The sequence below is a fragment of the [Bacillus] selenitireducens MLS10 genome (assembly GCF_000093085.1).
Classification (GTDB): Bacteria; Bacillota; Bacilli; order Bacillales; family Salisediminibacteriaceae; genus Salisediminibacterium; species Salisediminibacterium selenitireducens.
On record NC_014219.1, the window covers coordinates 663,159 to 681,020 of the forward strand.

Sequence of the window (17,862 nt, forward strand, 5' to 3'; positions counted from 1 at the left end):
CATGAACATGAAGAAGGAACTGAAGATTCAATTTCTGTCCAGCTTTTTGATCCTGACCGGTATCGGTTTTATCGCATATTTTTATATGTCCCACCAAACGGCGATGGGAGGTGTGTATGCGATAAATGAGCATCCTGAACGCGCACTCTCAGATCCTGTAAATATCGAGATGGAAGACATGGAGAAAGGCGACGAAGTCGCCCTTCTCCGCATTCCTGCATTGAATAAAGAATATCTGACCTATTGGGGGACTGAGGACGATGCCCTAGACAGAGGTGTTGGCATGCATGAAAGTCAGTGGACGACGACACCGGATGAAATGGGGCATACGCTCCTGAGCGGACACCGTGACACGGTATTCAGGGAACTGGGTGATCTGGAAATTGGCGATGAGATGATCGTACTGTTCGACGGGATCACCTACACATACACCATTGATGACATCTGGATCACCTCCGCTGATGATCAGTCTGTTGTTGTCGAGAAGGAAGAGGCGACGTTGACACTCTCCACGTGTTATCCGTTCCATCTTCTCGGTGCAGCGCCAGATCGTTACATCATTCAGGCGTCCCTCAGTCATCACGAGTCCTTTGAGGACTGATGAAAGATGCAGACAAAAGTACCGCTCGCAAAGTCAGCGAGCGGTACTTTTTTGTCTGCAGTCATCATAGAGAGCCATTATGAAGCGTTTGATATGCATGCGATAGTTATTTGTGTCTTCTTTGTTTTCATGGTTATTCATGGAGAAAATCCGGAGCTGAACTTGCTCAAATTCAAAATATCTCGTGGCATAGTGTTCGAAAACGGGATGGGTGGTGTCCATCGCTCCTAAAGATGAAATGTGATAAAAAGACTGAAAGATCGCTCTTCGTACACGCTGCTCCGTCGCCTTAAGATCTTTTGGTGTTGGCGTGAAACCGGAGTATGTGTGCCTGAGCTCCCATAATGAGCGGAGTGACAAATCATTAATGCCTTTTTCATGTTCCAGTGCGTGCATGATTGTAGTCAAATCTTCAGCTCCCTTTTCATAGCAAATACCCAAATCAGTTAATGTCTCTTTTATGCAGACCTCTGATATGTTCTTATGATTTCGGGTGCTTTGTTGCGGAGGTGTCAGTGCATTACCGGCAATATTATTCAGACTGTTTTTGATTTGTTCCATGGAACGTTCCATTGTCAAAGATTTTGCCACTTTACTTAGGACAGATAATACCTCTTTTTTGTTAACAGGTTTCGTAATGTAGGCTTCTACGCCGCTTTCGTATGCGTCTGCAATAATTTCTTTTGTCTCAATTTGTGAAAGCATCACGGCTTTCCCGGAAAATGTATCTCGAATCCGGTTCAATGTCTCAATACCATCTTCTCCCGGCATTAAGAGATCAATAATGAGGATGTCTGTTTCATGCGATTGAAGCTGTTCTTCTGTGAGTTGCAAGCCATCTTCAGCTTCTCCGGTCACCGGTCCGAGTTCAGTCTCAATCAGATGCTTTAACATGCCTCTTACGGCAGGATCATCGTCGACAATGAAATAGTTCATTTATACCTCTCCTTCTGTTGAAAGACTTCGCGGCATGTGGACAGAAAAGCAGGTTTGTTTATTTGGAATGGATTCTACTAAAGATATGGAACCTTTCAGTTTATTCAGAGATTGTTGAATATAAGATAGCCCAATCCCGTTAGAAGGCCAACCCTGATCATTAAATTTGGTCGTGAAGCCTGGGGAGAAGATGAGTTGTTGTTCCTCTTCGGGGATGCCGGGGCCGTTATCTGTAATTAGAATATGAAGAGATGAATTTGAAACAGGATTGTTTATGGTGATATCGATAATTCCTGTGTCAGAAATTGATTCGATGGCATTACTGATCAGGTTATTCAACACGGAAAGAAGGACAAATGAATTCACAATGTCTTTTTTATTGTCAACACTGACTGAAAAAACGATGGACTTCTGAAGGAAGCTCGCATAGGCTTTATTGGATTTAATGACGATTTCAAGCAGTTCGCATATATTCATGTACTCATTTTTTTTCTGGTCTTTGATGATCTGGTCCAAAGATGCAAATATACGCTGATGGTCTTTTTTGAAATCATGGACCTTTCCTGCCATATCAAGTATACGTTTAGAAAGATCGAGCTTGTCTTCTTTCTTTAACGTTTTTGACAAAAAATACAGGTCGCCGGTGATATCCTCAGCCCGTTTAATCGAGTTTCGGAGCTGCACACTTTCGGCATAAAGATCTGAGAGCAATAGAAAGATATGATCACTCTGTTTTTTCTCTTCCTCAGCCTTTGTCTGTTGTTGGCTGTACAGAATAAGCATAAAAAATCCCATCACAAAAAAATTTCTTAAAATTGCAAGTAAGAGAACGGTACCCATAACGTGAAAGGAAGCATCAGTCAGACTAAGTGCGTTTCGAATCGCCAGTTCGGAGAAGGATGAAGCGGTATCGAGAATTACGGCATACAAACCGATATAAACCGGGCTGCTGTAAAATCTGTCCAGATAAAACAGCCAAAACAAAAGACCGAATATCGTGAAATAGACAGCTACGGGTGCGTGTAATAAAAGCGACTCAACCAACGGTTGACCCTCAATAACAGAAAAACCGGTTCTTGAGAGTACAAGTGTTAAACCAACCGCCACACCGGAGAATATCGGAGACATGGATTTAAAATATAATAAGAATAACAGAAAAACGGGTACGCTCAGTGTAATGAAGAATGAATGTTCCATTTCAATCAAGTGAAATCCATCAGAAATGATCATGAGCAAGATCAGAAAAAGATAAATTAACGGATTTTGTTTGTCCTTCATTTGATCACCTTCATTTCATTCCTCTTGACTTTCATTTTACCAATGCACTCGTGAAGTGATGAGCAAGATTATGTCGAATCCATGACAGTTTTCTTTTTTTCTGTAGAATACTGTAGGATTTCGTAGGCGCCGGGCATAATAGAAGTATCAAAAGAAAGGACAGCCGGCAGGATCGGTCATAATGACAAGAGAATCATTCAGAAGGGAGGGAGACAGGGAAATGTTCACCATCATCACGGCAATCAGCTGAACAAAAATCTCTGTCAAATCATTATGAAACGTATAGCCATTATTACAACAGGAGGGACGATTGCGAGTAAGAAAAATGAAGCAGGCAGACTTGTATCAGGTGCTATGCATAGTGAGGAATACTGTCATCTGCCAGGACTTGATCCGTTGATTGAAGTGACGGTCGTACCACTGATCAATAAACCCAGTATGCATATAACCATCGGGGATTTGGATCACATCCGAACAGAGATCGAGAAACTGTTTAACAGTGGCTTCGATGGTGCGGTGGTTACCCATGGAACAGACTCGTTAGAGGAGTCAGCCTATTATCTTGATTTAACAATCTCGCATGATCAACCTGTAGTTGTTACAGGATCCCAGCGGTCATTGTCCGCGTCGGGAAGTGATGCGGATACGAATTTGCTTCAGTCCGTTTGTGCCGCTTCGTCGGACAAACTCAAAGGTACAGGAACGGTTGTCTTGTTTAATGAACGTATCTTTTCAGCGAAATACGTAAAAAAAGAGCATGCATATAACCTTCAGGGTTTTGAGTCGTTTGGATACGGTCATTTGGGCACAGTCGATGGTCAGCGTGTCAACTTGTATCAAAGACCTGCGGAGAGGGAAGTTTATCCCACGGTTATAACAGAGGTGCCCAGAGTCGAGATCATTAAAAGCTACCTCGGTGCCGATCGTACAATCATTGATGCCTGTGTTGCAAATCACGTTCAGGGGTTGGTCCTGGAAGCGAATGGGAGAGGACAGATTGCACCGGGACAAATGGAAGCGGTGATCGACGCTCTTAAAGCAGGAATTAAAGTCGTCCTTACAACGTCCAGTGAACAGGGGCGTGTGGATACGACTTACGATTATTACGCCAGTGCCCATCACCTGAAAGAAGCAGGAGTGGTTTTGGGAAGTGATATGAACTCAAAGAAAGCCAGGTTAAAGCTGATTGCAGTCCTGAGATCGGATAGTCATGTCCAGGATGCGTTTGAAGATTAAGTGCTATTATTTTTTGTGAATATTATCACATAATGAAAGGATGATGAACGTTATGATGTTAGTTGCTCAATTAATTATGCTGGTTACGCTGATTCTGATGATTACAGGTAAAACACCGCTTTATATGACCGCGATCATTGGGTCAACCCTCGCTGCAGTAAGTGCGGGATTTCCACTGTCCGGTGATGCTGAGATCACCGTACTGAGTCTTGTGAACAACAGTCTGCATCCGGTAATTGCAGATATGGCAGGTGTGTTGCTCTTTATCGGAGTCATGGAGAAAACAGGATTTTTAAATGCCATCATTCGCAAGATTATTATCGCAGGCAGCAAGATCGGCGGAGGTCCCGGAATCGCAGGAGCAGGAAGTACAGCGGCTGGTGTGATCGGCGGACTTACAGGGTTCACACAACCGGCAATAACGGCGGTCATTACCGGACCTGCTGCAATTAAACTGGGAGTGAATCCAAATAAGGTCGCAGGGATACAGGCACATGCAGGGCACCTGGGTAACTTCGGCGGTTTCACTCACCCGACACTTTTGGCGGTCATTGCAACAGCCGGGATTACTTTCGGATGGATCAATCTGATTGGTGCATTTGTTGCCATGTCCATCATCGGTATCAGTTATCTCCGTTTAAAGAGAGAAGAACGAAGCAATGATATCAAATTAACAGAACAGGAAGTCAACAGTATACTGAAAGATCTCGAAGAAATCGATAACGAGAAAAGTTTTTTATTAGCGATTATTCCATTTATTGTCCTTGTAATCGGTTTTTCTGTCGGTTATCCGGTATTTATTGTAGGTGTGGCAGCATCGATCCTGGTTGCGATTTTTGCAAAGACGTCCTTGAAGAAAGCAGAGGAAATGATGCTTGAAGGTGTAAAACGTGTTGCGGTGCCATTGATTGCGACACTGGGCTTTCTGTTTATGTCTTCAGTTATCCAGAATGTTGGAATCGTCGATATCATGGCGAATTGGTTTGATCCACTCCTAGCCTATTCTCCGGTGCTTGTAATGCTTGCGGTTTCAGCATTGGCAGGACTCGTTACTCAGTCCAATGCAGCTTCGGCAGCGATTGTGATCCCGTTCCTGACAATCGTGCTTCAGTATGATGTTTCGCCACTCGCTGCGGCAGCGGCAGGAGCAGGCGGATGTGCCATAATGCAATACTATCTGACTGGTGGACCGGTGGCTGCCCTTGCCACAACGGTTCCGGTAGTTCCAGGTTCCGAACTTAAACTGGCAAACAAATTTCAAAGACCTTCGATTCTCGGCGGTTTGGCAGTTTTGTTCTTTGTCGTCCTGTTCATCGGTTAATCAGATCAATGAATGTTCATTTCACAGGTGCAGACTGGTGGAAACCTGTCTGCCCTGTGTTTTCTTATGAACTTATTTCAAGAATGGAGTGTGGAATCAGACATGACTGAAACAAATGATTTCCGAATTGAGAAGGATTTTCTTGGTGAAATGAAGATCAGCAACCAACACTATTACGGCATACAGACACTGCGGGCAGTCGAGAATTTTCCAATTACCGGGCAGTCCATTGATGAGGAACTGATCCGCGGTATGGGCCTTGTCAAAGCTGCCGCTGCAAGAGCGAACTGCAAAGTGGGACAGCTGCCTGCCCGATTGGCTGATGCGATTGAGAAAGCGTCGTTTGAAGTGGCGGATGGCAGGTGGAATGAGGAATTTATCGTGGATCCGATCCAGGGAGGAGCGGGCACGTCCGTCAATATGAACGCAAACGAAGTAATTGCAAACCGTGCCCTTGAGATCCTCGGGCATGAGAAAGGCGATTTCATGGTACTGAGTGCTAATTCTCACGTGAATATGTCACAGTCGACGAATGATGCATTTCCGACGGCCTTTAAACTTGCTTTGCTTTCACGGCTGAATCAGCTGTTGCCGGCAATGGAATCCCTTCATGCATCGTTCCTTGAGAAAGCCTCCGAATTTGAACATTGCCTGAAGATGGGGCGCACGCATCTTCAGGATGCAGTGCCGATCCGTCTCGGGCAGGAGTTCGGTGCCTATGCGGCCGTTATTGAGCGGAATTTGAATCATATCAGGCAGATCAGAGGGACCCTGTATGAAACGAACATGGGAGCGACGGCTGTCGGAACAGGATTGAATGCGGATCCTGAATACATTCGAACAGTCATCGAAGAGCTCGCAGCCATGTCGGGTTTTCCGCTCACGACATCTCCGAATCTCGTTGACGGCACACAGAACACCGATGTGTATGTCACGGTATCCGGCGCTTTGAAAACCACGATGGCAAGTCTTTCGAAAATCGCAAACGACTTGAGGCTTATGGCATCGGGACCGAGAACGGGTCTGAACGAAATTCTGCTTCCGCCACGGCAGCCGGGGTCATCGATCATGCCTGGGAAGGTCAATCCGGTGATGGCAGAGGTCGTTAACCAGGTGGCATTCAAAGTGATCGGGAACGACGTGACCGTCACCCTTGCGTCTGAAGCGGGCCAATTCGAGCTGAATGTCATGGAGCCGGTCCTTGTATCGAGTTTGCTTGATTCCATTCGCATGATGACGAACGTCATGGATGTCTTTGACCGCCACTGTATTCAGGGTATTCAGGCACATACTGAACGCATGGCCCAGTATGTGGATCAGAGCGTGGGTGTCATCACGGCGATCAATCCGCATATCGGCTATGAACCGGCTGCGTCCATCGCAAAAGAAGCCATTTCCTCTGGACGTCCTGTACGGGATATTTGCCTCGAACGCGGTGTCCTGACAGAACTCGAGTTAAAGGAAATTCTGGATCCTTATGAAATGACGAAACCGGGAATATCCGGGAAGGCATTGATTGAACAATAAAGACAGGGAGTGAAGACTGTGAATCAGGATCGGACATTTTTTTGGAGAAAGCTGCATTCGATTTCCGGACTGTTGCCGATTGGTGTGTTTCTTTTCGTCCATTTCGGCATCAACTATGCGGCTTTCTACGGTGAAGAAGCGTATAATACGGCAGCTTCGATGATGGGGAATCTGCCTTTCAGGTATGCCATGGAGGTCTTTATCATTTTCATTCCCCTGTTGTTTCACGGGATTTACGGCATCGTGATTGCAAGAGAGGCGAAGCAGAACATCCGGGCATACCGCTACGAGAAGAACTGGTATTTTTACTTCCAGCGCATCTCCGGGATCGGCGTATTTTTGTTTTTAATCTGGCATGTTGGAACAACGAGGGTTCCGGCAGCCTTTGGTGCAGAAGTCAATTTTGATATGGTCTCAAATCTGGTTGCAAATCCTGTCTATTTACTGTTCTATATCGCAGGGATTTTAATGACGACGTATCATTTCAGCAACGGGGTCAGAACGATGCTCATTACATGGGGCATCACAGTCAATCAGAAAAGTCAGTTCTTCGGTAAAATCGTGGGCGTCATTCTGTTTGTCGCGCTCTCTGGGATCGGACTGACGGCAATCTTTGCATTCGTATAATCAGGCAGGAGGAATGACGAAATGAGCAGACAGAAAATAGTCGTTGTCGGCGGGGGACTTGCCGGACTGATGGCAACGTTGAAAATTATTGAAATGGGTATGGATGTGGATCTTTTATCGATCGTGAAGGTCAAGCGCTCTCACTCTGTGTGCGCACAGGGCGGTATAAACGGGGCCTGTAACATGAAAGGCGAGGATGACTCTCCCTGGGAACACTTTGATGATACGCTGTACGGCGGAGATTTCCTGGCCAATCAGTCTCAGGTCTGGGGCATGTGTCAGAAAGCGCCGGAAATCATTTATCTGTTTGACCGGATGGGTGTGATGTTTAACCGGACGCCTGAAGGACGAATCGATTTCAGGCGGTTTGGTGGCACCCAGCACAGAAGAACGGCCTTTGCCGGGGCAACAACGGGTCAACAGCTCCTTTACGCCCTCGATGAACAGGTGAGAAAGTATGAGTCTGAAGGCAGAGTCCGTAAATTTGAAGGCTGGGATTTTGTTTCAGCCATTCTAGATGATCAGGGTGTCTGCCGCGGTGTGACGGCGCAGGAGATGATCTCAATGGAGATCCGCACATTCAAAGGTGAGGCGGTCATTATGGCGACAGGCGGTCCCGGCATGATTTTCGGACGTTCAACGAATTCCCTGATCAACACCGGATCCGCTGCAGGAAAGTTGTACCGGCAGGGAGCAATCTATGCGAACGGGGAGTTTATTCAGATTCATCCGACGGCAATTCCGGGAGATGACAAACTGCGGCTCATGAGTGAATCAGCCAGAGGAGAAGGAGCCCGTGTCTGGACATACAAAGACGGCAAACCGTGGTACTTCCTCGAAGAGAAATACCCTGCATACGGAAACCTTGTTCCGAGGGATATTGCCACAAGAGAAATATTTGACGTGTGCGTCAACCAGAAGCTCGGGATTGAAGGAGAGAACATGGTGTACCTTGACGTTTCGCACATTGATGCAGAAAAACTGAACGTGAGACTCGGGGGCATTCTTGAGATATACGAGAAATTCATGGGTGACGATCCGAGAAAACTCCCGATGAAAATCTTCCCGGGCGTCCACTATTCCATGGGTGGACTGTGGGTGGATGACCGTCAGGAGACGAATATTCCTGGCCTGTTTGCAGCAGGTGAATGCGATTATTCGCAGCATGGCGCAAACCGGTTGGGGGCGAATTCGCTTTTGTCAGCCGTGTATGGGGGAATGGTTGCCGGACCGAACGCTGTGGATTATGTCCGGAACAGCGAGACGTCCACTGATGCGGTTCGGGAATCGGTATTTACGCATCAGCTGCAGGCGGATGAACAGGAGATCACGGACATTCTGTCGATGAACGGTTCCGAGAATCCTTATCAGCTTCATCATGAAATGGGTGAACTGATGACGGAGAATGTGACGGTTGTCAGAGAGAACAAAAAGCTGCTTGAAACAGACGGGGAACTGTCTGAGATGATGGCGCGTTATGAACAGCTGAATGTTCAGGATACGATTAAATATCACAACCATTCGGTTTCATTTATCAGGGGCATGCGGGGTATGATGGATCTTGCGAAGGTCATTACGCAAGGGGCATACCGAAGAGATGAGAGTCGCGGGGCTCACTTCAAGCCGGAACACCCTGAACGCAACGACGAAACATGGCTGAAGACAACGATGGCAACGTTTAATCAGGAAACCAGAGAGCCGTCATTCAGCTATGCGGAAGTGGATACATCCCTGATTACACCGAGAAAACGGGATTATTCAAAGAGTAAGAAGGCAGGTGTGAACGCATGACGGCAAAAACAGTACACGTAGTCATTACACGGCAGGATGGCCCTTTTTCAGAGCCCTATGAGGAAGCATTTCGTGTCCCGTGGCGTCCGAGTATGAATGTGATATCCGCGTTAATGGAGATCAGACGAAACCCGGTGAATCAGGATGGGGTGGAGACGACGCCGGTTCAGTGGGAATCCGTCTGTCTTGAAGAAGTCTGCGGGGCATGCTCGATGCTCGTTAATGGGAAGCCGCGTCAGGCATGCTCAACACTGATCGACTCGCTGGAACAGCCGGTCAGGCTTGCCCCTTTAAAGACGTTTCCATGTGAACGCGACTTAATGGTTGACAGGCAAAGGATGTTTGATGCCCTTCAGAAGGTGAAAGCGTGGATTGAAATTGACGGCACGTACGATATGGGAGAAGGTCCGAGAATGCCTGAATCAGAGCGGCGCTGGGCCTACGAGCTGAGTAAGTGCATGACGTGCGGTCTCTGTTTTGAGGCATGCCCAAATGTTCATGACCGTTCCACCTTTATCGGACCGGCGCCTCTTTCACAGGTGAGGCTCTTTAATACGCACCCGACAGGCAGTATGCAGGCCAATGAACGTCTTGAGGCGATCATGACTGAGGGAGGACTGACGTCTTGCGGGAACGCGGCGAACTGTGCCGAGGTCTGCCCGAAAGAGATCCCGCTGACCCATTCCATTGCTCAACTGAACAAAAAGGCAACCGTCTATTCATTTAAACGTTTCTTTTTCCAATAACCCTGTGATTCAGTTGCAGGAACGGAGATGAATCGAAAGAGGGTCTGATCCCGGCATAATGCGCCGGATCAGACCTTTTTGTGTAAACGTTCACAAAAAAGACATGGTAAACGCATTTTATATTGTGTACAATATAATTGTGGACAATATAAAAAGGGGGGGAATCATCATGAGCATCAGTGACAAACAGTTAGTTTTGGAAGAGCAGCTCAGCTTTATTCTGTATCTTTGTTCGAAAGAAACGATCAAACGGTATAAATCCTATCTGGATCCGCTGGGAATCACCTACACACAGTATCTCGCCCTTCTTGTGCTTTGGAATGAAAATGGCGTCACCGTGAACGAACTGAGTCGAAAACTGTACTTGGATTCGGGGACACTGACGCCCTTAATGAAAAAACTTCAGACAAAAGAACTCGTTGAAAGACTCCGGGATCCTGAGGATGAGCGAGTGGTTCGTCTGTTTCTGACAGAGAAAGGGCAGCAATTGAAAGAACAGGTGCGGCATATACCCGGTGAGATTCTTGACAGTACCGGCGTACCCGCAGAAGAAGCTTCAGAGATCTTGGAGACGCTGAAATCGGTGCTCGAAAGAACGACCAATACCAGCTTTGGAACAGATGAAACAAAGTGAGCTGAAGTAACACCAAATCAGTCCTTCCGTGGTTCAATCATATAGAGGCGTCACAACTGAATAAAAGGAGGGTCGTGCAAGCAGTCCAAGGGAGGAACATCATTAAATGAGAAGCCCGGTATGGCTATATACGGGCGAAAGGGGACGGTACACATGTTTTTCTTCGAAGCAATTCCCTGGTATAACGCGGTTATGTGGTTTGTGGTGTTTTTTGCGCTAATTGGATTGAATGAACTTGCACGGGCCAGTAAATGGGCAAGTATTGGCCTGTTCATTGCTTTGCCGCTGTTGTTGACGCCTTATTGGCTATGGATGGGGGATACGGGTGTTACCTCCTGGTTTACATGGGTCAAAGTATATTCGGCCCTCGCAGGAAGTATTATCTACATGGTGATCCGATTTACCGATTATCACAAGAAGCATCCGTGGTATCTCGTGCTTGTTCCTGCAATTCTTGCCATTAACATTTTTGAAGCGGTGATACGGGAATTTCAGGTAGGGATCGCAGGATTTGATGGTATGGTCGACGGCATGATGTATATTTCCGGCGGATGGAACTATGTAAATGGTGTTGCCGGCATTTTGAACCTGCTGCTGATCTGCGGCTGGGTGGGGATCTTTGCGACCCAGGGAAAAAAGAAAGATATGGTTTGGCCCGATCAGACGAGACTCTGGATTATTGCATACGGGGTTTGGAATATTGCCTATGTGTATGCTTGTGCACCGGGAAATGCATTTTATTCCGGTGTGGCACTGAATATTGCAGCAACGGTCCCGGCGTTGTTGTGGGCAAAAGGTACCTGGATGCAAAACCGGGCCCAGACATTGTCGTTCTGGATGATGTGGGTGATGACATTCCCTTATTTCTTTGCCATTGGCAGCACCTTCAACGTCAGTGTCAGTTATAATCCTGCAGCAAACTGGACACTGGCGCTTCTCAGTCTTACGTTAAACGTCGTTTTGGCAGTATGGCAGATTGCGCGTATTGTAAAACGCCGGAAACATCCGTTGAAAGACGAGCTGTGGACGGATACGCAGGAGTATCAGGAAATCAAAGCACGTGAAAACGAAGGAACAAAAATTTCAGATAACCATATTCAGAATGTTCCTAAACGAAAAGCAGAATAGATCATAAAATGAAGGAACCGGCTTTCTCTAAGTCGGTTCTTTTTAGTTTTCAACGTCTTTTAACAATTTTGTATCGATGATAAAAAAATCACACGACTTTTGTCTGGATATGCTAAACTGATCATAAATATGGGTGTACAGTCAGAATGAGGTGCAAACGATGGAGAAATACAGACAATTACTGAAAGATTCAATTACGGATCAGCTGAATGAATGGAACGCGAGGGAATCTGTCGCGGAAGGGGACGTTTTTCTTTTCTTTCATAAGCTGAAAGGAACAGCGGCAACGGTTGGTTTGACAGACTGGGAGGATCATTTGCAAGAGGGTCTCTCCACACTCAGCCGCAGTTCTGAAAGATCCTTGTCAGATGAGGAACTCAATCGCTGGCTGGAACCGTTTCGTCAGCTGCAGAGTGGCTCGGATTCAGAGGAATCGACGCTCACAGATCGCGAAGAGCATGATGACGATTCACTTTTGATTCTCATGATTCAGGAAGAAACACAGATGGCCGAACAGTCAAGAAAAGAAATCGAATCATACGGAATCCAGGTCATCACCGCTTTTTCTGTCCAAAAGGGGGTTGAACTCCTGTACCGTTTCAGTCCATCGACAATCGTCGCTGATTTTGAAACGATTGAGCACGAGGGGACAACGGCTTCGAAGCGTCAGCTGTTTGAAAAAGCCTCGCAGGATTTTATTCCGGTCGTGTACCTGACGAACCAAAGTGAGGATCGTGATAAAATTAAAGCTTATGAGGAGGGGGCCAGTGATTACCTCGTTCGGCCCGTGGCGATCGATGTGTTCATCGCCATTCTTGCAAACAGAATGATGTTCAGATCAAGAGTCCAAAAAGCACTGACCCTGGACGAACTGACGGGCGCCTTGAATCGGGGGATGTTAAACAACCGTATCCAGGATCTGGTCAGGGGAAATCGCAGGAAAGGGGAGAGCGGGTGGTCCTTTGTCATGCTTGATCTCGATTTCTTTAAACGGGTGAATGATCAATACGGTCATGCAACCGGAGATGAAGTCTTGCAGGCATTTGTGAAGGTCTGCAAAAAAGAGGCGGAAGGAACCGGAGACGTATTTCGCTATGGCGGGGAAGAATTTTCACTCTTATTGTTCACGGATGATCGTCAGGCTGTCGAGCGTGTTTTGGATGCGATTCGTGAACGGATGGATGATACTGTTTTCTACAGCGGATCAGATACGTTCCAGGTGACATTCTCAGCAGGTGTTCATATCAACAGCGGATCAGAGACAGATGCTAAACGAATTATTGAATCGGCTGACGAGGCTCTTTACAGTGCCAAACACTTTGGGCGTAATCAGACGGTCTTTTCGGAAGACCTGACGAAAAGACAGGCCCTTGTCAGAACAATCCGGATTTTGTTGGTGGATGACGATCCCTTGATACGCAGTCTCGCGGAAGAAGAGCTGTCTGCCATCATGCATATTGATAATCTCCCCGTGACGTTCCAGGCATTTGAAGACGGGCGTTCATTTCGTGACGCTTCCTGGTATCAGCCGGAAGATTACTTTGTCATCCTTTTGGATGGTTATTTGCCTGACATCGATGGCTTTGATCTGTTGCAGTCTCTGCGTCAGACCTACAAAACTGAAAATATGGTGATCTCAATGGTCACGGCGCGGAACGCTGATGAAGATGTCATGCACGCCCTTGAGAATGGGGCAGATGACTATATAACGAAACCGTTCAGCGCGCCACAGCTCGCTGCAAGGGTGAAAAAAATGGCATCACGGGCATTTCAACTTACAGGAAGATAGGGGACAGAACGATGACAAAACGGATTCTTGTAGCGGATGATGAACAAGTACTGCAAATGCTGATTGAAGACACGCTGTCAGACGAAGGGTACGATGTGACTGTTGTGGAGAACGGTAAGCGGGCTAAGGACATGATCCTTGATGACAGTCATCGCTTTGACCTTGTAATTGTGGACTACATGATGCCGGAGCTGACGGGGATGGAAGTAATCATTGCAGTCAAACAGACGCTTTCGTCTCCTCCGCCGTTTCTGATGCTTACGGCAAGGTCGCTTGATTCAGATGCATCTGCTTATCTTGATGAAGGGGCAGACGGCTTTATGTCCAAGCCGTTTAAGCCAAGTGATCTCGTTGAAAAGGTGGCTGATCTGCTGTGAATGATCAGATAAGAGAACTATTTAAAGTCGGCAGAAAAAGCATCAGTAAAACCTATATTACCCTGTTCAGCCTGTTTGTTCTGTTCATCCTGACCGTAGGGACGGTTTTAACCGTCTACAGTTATACGAGCTTTGACAGGATGCAAGAGGAGAGGGAAGATTTAAAACAAAAGCAGCAGGTGATCAAGGAAACAAGTGACAGTTTTAATGAAATCCTGTTTCGTGCAAGAGGGTACTACGCTTTTTTGAATGCGAATGAATTAGCCATTTTGGAAAACGAGCTCGAGGAGTTCCCGATGCAGATCAATGCTTTTGAAGAAGTGGCATCAGCAGGAGAAGAGATGCAGATGGTCCGGGATCTCCGTGCTTTCTTTGACGTTTACGAAAATGAGCTGTGGCCTACTGCAAGAGCCTATGTGGAAAGCGGTGATATAGATGCCCTTCGGGCACTGTCAAGCGGAGGGACAAACGAGACGGTCAATGAATTTCTGACATTTTCAAGAGTATTTGCGTCTGAAGCGGATCGCGCGCTCTCTCAGCTGAATGAACAGATTATTCAGCACACGAGACAGGTTCAGCTCATATGGTATATCGCAGTGGGGCTGGCCATTTTGCTGTTTGGAATTATAGGAGCAAGAGGACTCCGTGCCGTTGCGATTCCGATCAGTCAGCTGAATCATCAGATCGAGTCGTATTCGTTTGGTGACAGTGTTTCCTCACCCTACACAAAACGGGACGACGAAATCGGCTCACTTTCACGTTCATTCGAACAGATGTCAAAGCATATTCAAAACTCGGAATACGAGCTCCTTGCACAAAACGAGGAGATGAAGGCCCAACAGGAAGCGCTTGAAGAATACCTGTCGATCACTGAAGAAGCAAAAGAAAAACTGTCCTGGATGAATCATTTTAACGAGATGCTTGCTCTGAACAACAGCAGACAGGATCATCTTCGGGCTGCCTTTAAGTTTATCAATCAACGGTTTTCCTTCGATAAAGCAGCTATACGTCTCTATGGTACTCCGTATTTGCATGCAACGGGACTAAACACGGATCAGTTGACAGATCTCGATGAACGCATGGAAAACCGGCTGATTCGACTTAAGGATGAGGATTATGTCTTAATGAAACGTGAAGGAGTAACAGATGAGCTCGGAATCAGGAATGGTACAGTTACTGTATATGAACTGACTGTACCTGTGTTGAATATGCAAAAACAGCATATTGGATACTTTACAGGCATGATATTTGATAATGAGATCAAGGAGACGGCTGTTGATGACCTGAGACGTATTCTCGGCCAGCTTGAGGGTGCTCTTGAAGTGGCGCATGCCAACGAGCTGATCAAAGAATCAAAGGAAATTAATCAGGCCATCATTGAGAGTATTAATGAGGGAATTCAGCTTGTTAGCAATGACGGCACGCTTCTTGCTTACAACGAATACAGCTGTGAACTGGTCGGATGTAAACTGAAAGATTCCTTGGATCAGGATGTGCTTCAGCATAAATTCAACTGGGTGCATCCATTCTCATCGCAATTTGAAGAACCAGAATCGTTTGCATCATTTATTATCCAGGCTACGGCAGACATGTATGATGATTTCAAGCGGTTTCAGACATCGGCGATAATTGAGGGGGCCAGACGTGACATTGCGATTTATTCAACGAGTGTGCGCGTCGGTGAAGAGAGTATCGGGACGGTGTTCGTATATCGGGATATTACTCGTGAGGCGGAAGTCGACCGTTTGAAAACAGAGCTCGTCAGCACGGTGAATCATGAACTCCGAACGCCGCTCTCAAGCATTATGGGCTTTACGGAACGAATGCTGAACAAAGATGTCTCAGAAGAGCGGCGGCGCGTGTATCTTGAAACCATTCTGTCAGAGTCTGAGCGGTTGTCCCAGCTCGTCAACAACTTCCTTGATCTTCAGAAAATCGAGAGCCTTCCTGACGAAATGGACTTGGAACCCGTCAAGATCTCTGACAGTCTGCGACAGGCAATGTCAGCGTTCCATCCATCTGAGCATCACGAGCTGAAGGTCATCGACAGTTTAACCGATACGAAAGTGAACGGTCATTCTGCCAGTCTCCATCAGGTGTTCCTGAATCTTCTTAGCAATGCCCAAAAATACTCGCCTGAAGGTGGCACGATTACCGTGGAAACAGAGCTTGATGATGCGAAAAAGAATGTGCTTATTCACATTTCCGACGAAGGCATCGGAATCGCAAAGAAGGATCATGACAGACTCTTTATGAAGTTCTCAAGAATCAAAGATCAGCACGGGGGAACCATTAAAGGGACAGGTCTTGGTCTGGCTCTTTCCAAAGAGCTGATGGAAGCGCAGGGCGGAGACATACGGGTACGTTCAGAGGCAGGTGAAGGATCGACCTTTACTGTTGTGATACCATTGAAGGAGTAGTGGACTTGTTTGTGTATGACTTAAGCAGTCAGGTTCATCCAAAGAAGAGTCCCGGCCTCCTGTGCCAGGACTCTTCTTTGGTCTGTGTCAGGAATATTCACGTGTTTAAAGGAAGGACTCGCCATCCAGGCTTGACAGGAGGCTCTTTTTTCTTTTTTGTCATTCCAGACGGACATGATTGAGGTAAATTGTTTTAATCGTCTCGAGCTGGGCCCGCGGTGACAACCGGCCATCCGGCTGATGCAGAATGCCTGTCATGGCGAGTTTTCTTGCAAATAGGGCGAAGCTGTTGATGAGCGTCAGACATTCTTCTGTGGAAACCTTTCTTTGATCAAAGGATCCATCCTGCACGCCTTCTTCCGTGAGCTCCCCGATCGCTTCGGCAATACGCGCCCGGATATCGAGGTATGTATCGATCCCCTCGAGTGTTTCGGTACTGTTGCCGATATAGCCCTCAAACAGATCAATAAAACGGCGTGTGCGCTGATTCGGATTCGTAACCACTTCCCCAAGGCGGTCGAGAATCGTTTCGAGCTTTTGAAGGGCAAACTGATCTGACGTGACGGTTTCCTCGACAAACTGCAGTTCACGGCTCATGATCATGACCGCGACGGCGACGAGGAGCGTCTGTTTTTTCGGGAAATAACGAAAGAGCGTTGCAATACCGATGCCTGCCTCTTCGGCAATGTCCTTCATCTGCACGTCTTCCCAGCGGTTTTCGCTGAACAGCTTCTCTGCAGCAAACAGAGCCTGTTCATAGCGGCGGTGTTTATTTCGGCTTCGTTTGTCCATGACCTGATCCCCCTGATAACCGTTCTGTCTCTATACGTACAGTATACCGGTTAACGTGCTGTGGATACAGTCTGATTTTCTTGGAAAAGAAGGAGTCACAAACGGCAGTTGGGGAATAGAAAGAAAATAGTGGTTGCCTGTTTTGTACTGCAAAAACGTTACACTTCGATCAACTATTTAAGAATACGTGCTGCAGAAGTGTATGAAGTGGTGAGAACGGACGAGACGATCGCGGAGAGTGGGATCGGGCTTGAATTATTCGAACCGTATATGGATTCTTCAGAACTTGCACCCCTTGAAGAACCGTCTGATTTCAGCTGTAAATCGAAACAGAAGATGTTGTATCTTGAGGGCGCTACTGCTCTTTATCCGGTCGATGCAGCATTCAGTGAGGCTGTGTACCATGAAGACGATTATTCGTCTATGATCAGACAAAGAGCCGGGCGGTTTTAACCCAAACAGGAAGAGCATACGACCGGCTGTTTGCTGGCGATGTGGAGCTCATCTTCGCTGCCGGCCCTTCTGAGAGTCAGATCGCGCCGGCTGAGCGGATGGATATCGAGTTTGTGATGACGCCGATTTGCAGAGAGGGTTTTGTTTTTTATTCAATAAGACCATCCTGCGGAGGAGAACGAACAGAAGGTAAAGCCCTTTGTGGA

The 17,862-nt window shown here is 46.9% G+C and carries 16 protein-coding genes; 13 read left to right on the top strand and 3 right to left on the bottom strand.

Features of this window, described 5'->3' with window-relative positions:
* The first annotated feature begins 7 nt into the window (after nt 1-7).
* Nucleotides 8-601 (top strand): class D sortase, encoded by a 594-nt coding sequence (locus BSEL_RS03225; protein ID WP_013171572.1) that lies wholly within the window; start codon nt 8-10, stop codon nt 599-601.
* Between the two features lie 33 nt (nt 602-634).
* On the opposite strand, the gene BSEL_RS03230 is transcribed toward BSEL_RS03225, so the two are convergent.
* Together BSEL_RS03230 and BSEL_RS03235 are read right to left on the bottom strand one after the other, a co-directional pair.
* Nucleotides 635-1,537, bottom strand: coding sequence for a response regulator (locus BSEL_RS03230; RefSeq protein ID WP_013171573.1), 903 nt, complete (start codon nt 1,535-1,537; stop codon nt 635-637).
* A complete protein-coding gene (locus BSEL_RS03235) occupies nt 1,538-2,815 on the bottom strand; it encodes an ATP-binding protein (protein ID WP_013171574.1) in 1,278 nt (425 codons plus the stop codon).
* Between the two features lie 273 nt (nt 2,816-3,088).
* Between BSEL_RS03235 and BSEL_RS03240 the strand changes: the two genes are divergently transcribed.
* From BSEL_RS03240 to BSEL_RS03290, 11 genes are all read left to right on the top strand, one after another.
* Nucleotides 3,089-4,051, top strand: coding sequence for an asparaginase (locus tag BSEL_RS03240; RefSeq protein ID WP_013171575.1), 963 nt, complete (start codon nt 3,089-3,091; stop codon nt 4,049-4,051).
* 52 nt (nt 4,052-4,103) lie between these two features.
* The gene (locus BSEL_RS03245) at nt 4,104-5,372 is read left to right on the top strand and encodes an SLC13 family permease (RefSeq protein ID WP_013171576.1); all 1,269 of its coding nucleotides are present in this window, start codon (nt 4,104-4,106) and stop codon (nt 5,370-5,372) included.
* Between the two features lie 102 nt (nt 5,373-5,474).
* Nucleotides 5,475-6,899, top strand: a complete 1,425-nt coding sequence (aspA, locus tag BSEL_RS03250) for an aspartate ammonia-lyase (RefSeq protein WP_041582222.1) — start codon at nt 5,475-5,477, stop codon at nt 6,897-6,899.
* Nucleotides 6,900-6,917: 18 nt separating this feature from the next.
* Nucleotides 6,918-7,526 carry a succinate dehydrogenase cytochrome B558 gene (locus BSEL_RS03255; RefSeq protein ID WP_013171578.1) on the top strand — a complete coding sequence of 203 codons (609 nt, stop codon included), beginning with the start codon at nt 6,918-6,920 and terminating at the stop codon, nt 7,524-7,526.
* A 21-nt stretch (nt 7,527-7,547) separates the two neighbouring features.
* Nucleotides 7,548-9,317 carry a succinate dehydrogenase flavoprotein subunit gene (gene sdhA, locus BSEL_RS03260; protein WP_013171579.1) on the top strand — a complete coding sequence of 590 codons (1,770 nt, stop codon included), beginning with the start codon at nt 7,548-7,550 and terminating at the stop codon, nt 9,315-9,317.
* Entirely contained in the window at nt 9,314-10,063 is a 750-nt protein-coding gene (sdhB, locus tag BSEL_RS03265; protein ID WP_013171580.1) for a succinate dehydrogenase iron-sulfur subunit, read from the top strand. Before sdhA ends, sdhB begins: the two co-directional genes overlap by 4 nt.
* Before the next feature lie 169 nt (nt 10,064-10,232).
* Complete coding sequence (locus tag BSEL_RS03270; protein ID WP_013171581.1) at nt 10,233-10,697, top strand: MarR family winged helix-turn-helix transcriptional regulator; 465 nt, start codon at nt 10,233-10,235, stop codon at nt 10,695-10,697.
* Between the two features lie 153 nt (nt 10,698-10,850).
* Complete coding sequence (locus tag BSEL_RS03275; RefSeq protein ID WP_013171582.1) at nt 10,851-11,825, top strand: DUF5692 family protein; 975 nt, start codon at nt 10,851-10,853, stop codon at nt 11,823-11,825.
* Nucleotides 11,826-11,985: 160 nt separating this feature from the next.
* Nucleotides 11,986-13,614 (top strand): diguanylate cyclase, encoded by a 1,629-nt coding sequence (locus BSEL_RS03280; RefSeq protein ID WP_013171583.1) that lies wholly within the window; start codon nt 11,986-11,988, stop codon nt 13,612-13,614.
* A gap of 11 nt (nt 13,615-13,625) precedes the next feature.
* Nucleotides 13,626-13,991 (top strand): response regulator, encoded by a 366-nt coding sequence (locus tag BSEL_RS03285; RefSeq protein WP_013171584.1) that lies wholly within the window; start codon nt 13,626-13,628, stop codon nt 13,989-13,991.
* Nucleotides 13,988-16,411, top strand: a complete 2,424-nt coding sequence (locus BSEL_RS03290; protein ID WP_013171585.1) for a HAMP domain-containing sensor histidine kinase — start codon at nt 13,988-13,990, stop codon at nt 16,409-16,411. Before BSEL_RS03285 ends, BSEL_RS03290 begins: the two co-directional genes overlap by 4 nt.
* Nucleotides 16,412-16,570: 159 nt before the next feature.
* Here BSEL_RS03290 and BSEL_RS03295 read toward each other — a convergent pair whose 3' ends face one another.
* A complete protein-coding gene (locus BSEL_RS03295; protein ID WP_013171586.1) occupies nt 16,571-17,203 on the bottom strand; it encodes a TetR/AcrR family transcriptional regulator in 633 nt (210 codons plus the stop codon).
* 108 nt (nt 17,204-17,311) lie between these two features.
* On the opposite strand from BSEL_RS03295, the gene BSEL_RS03300 reads away from it, so the two are divergent.
* A complete protein-coding gene (locus tag BSEL_RS03300; RefSeq protein ID WP_013171587.1) occupies nt 17,312-17,656 on the top strand; it encodes a hypothetical protein in 345 nt (114 codons plus the stop codon).
* Nucleotides 17,657-17,862 lie beyond the last annotated feature (206 nt).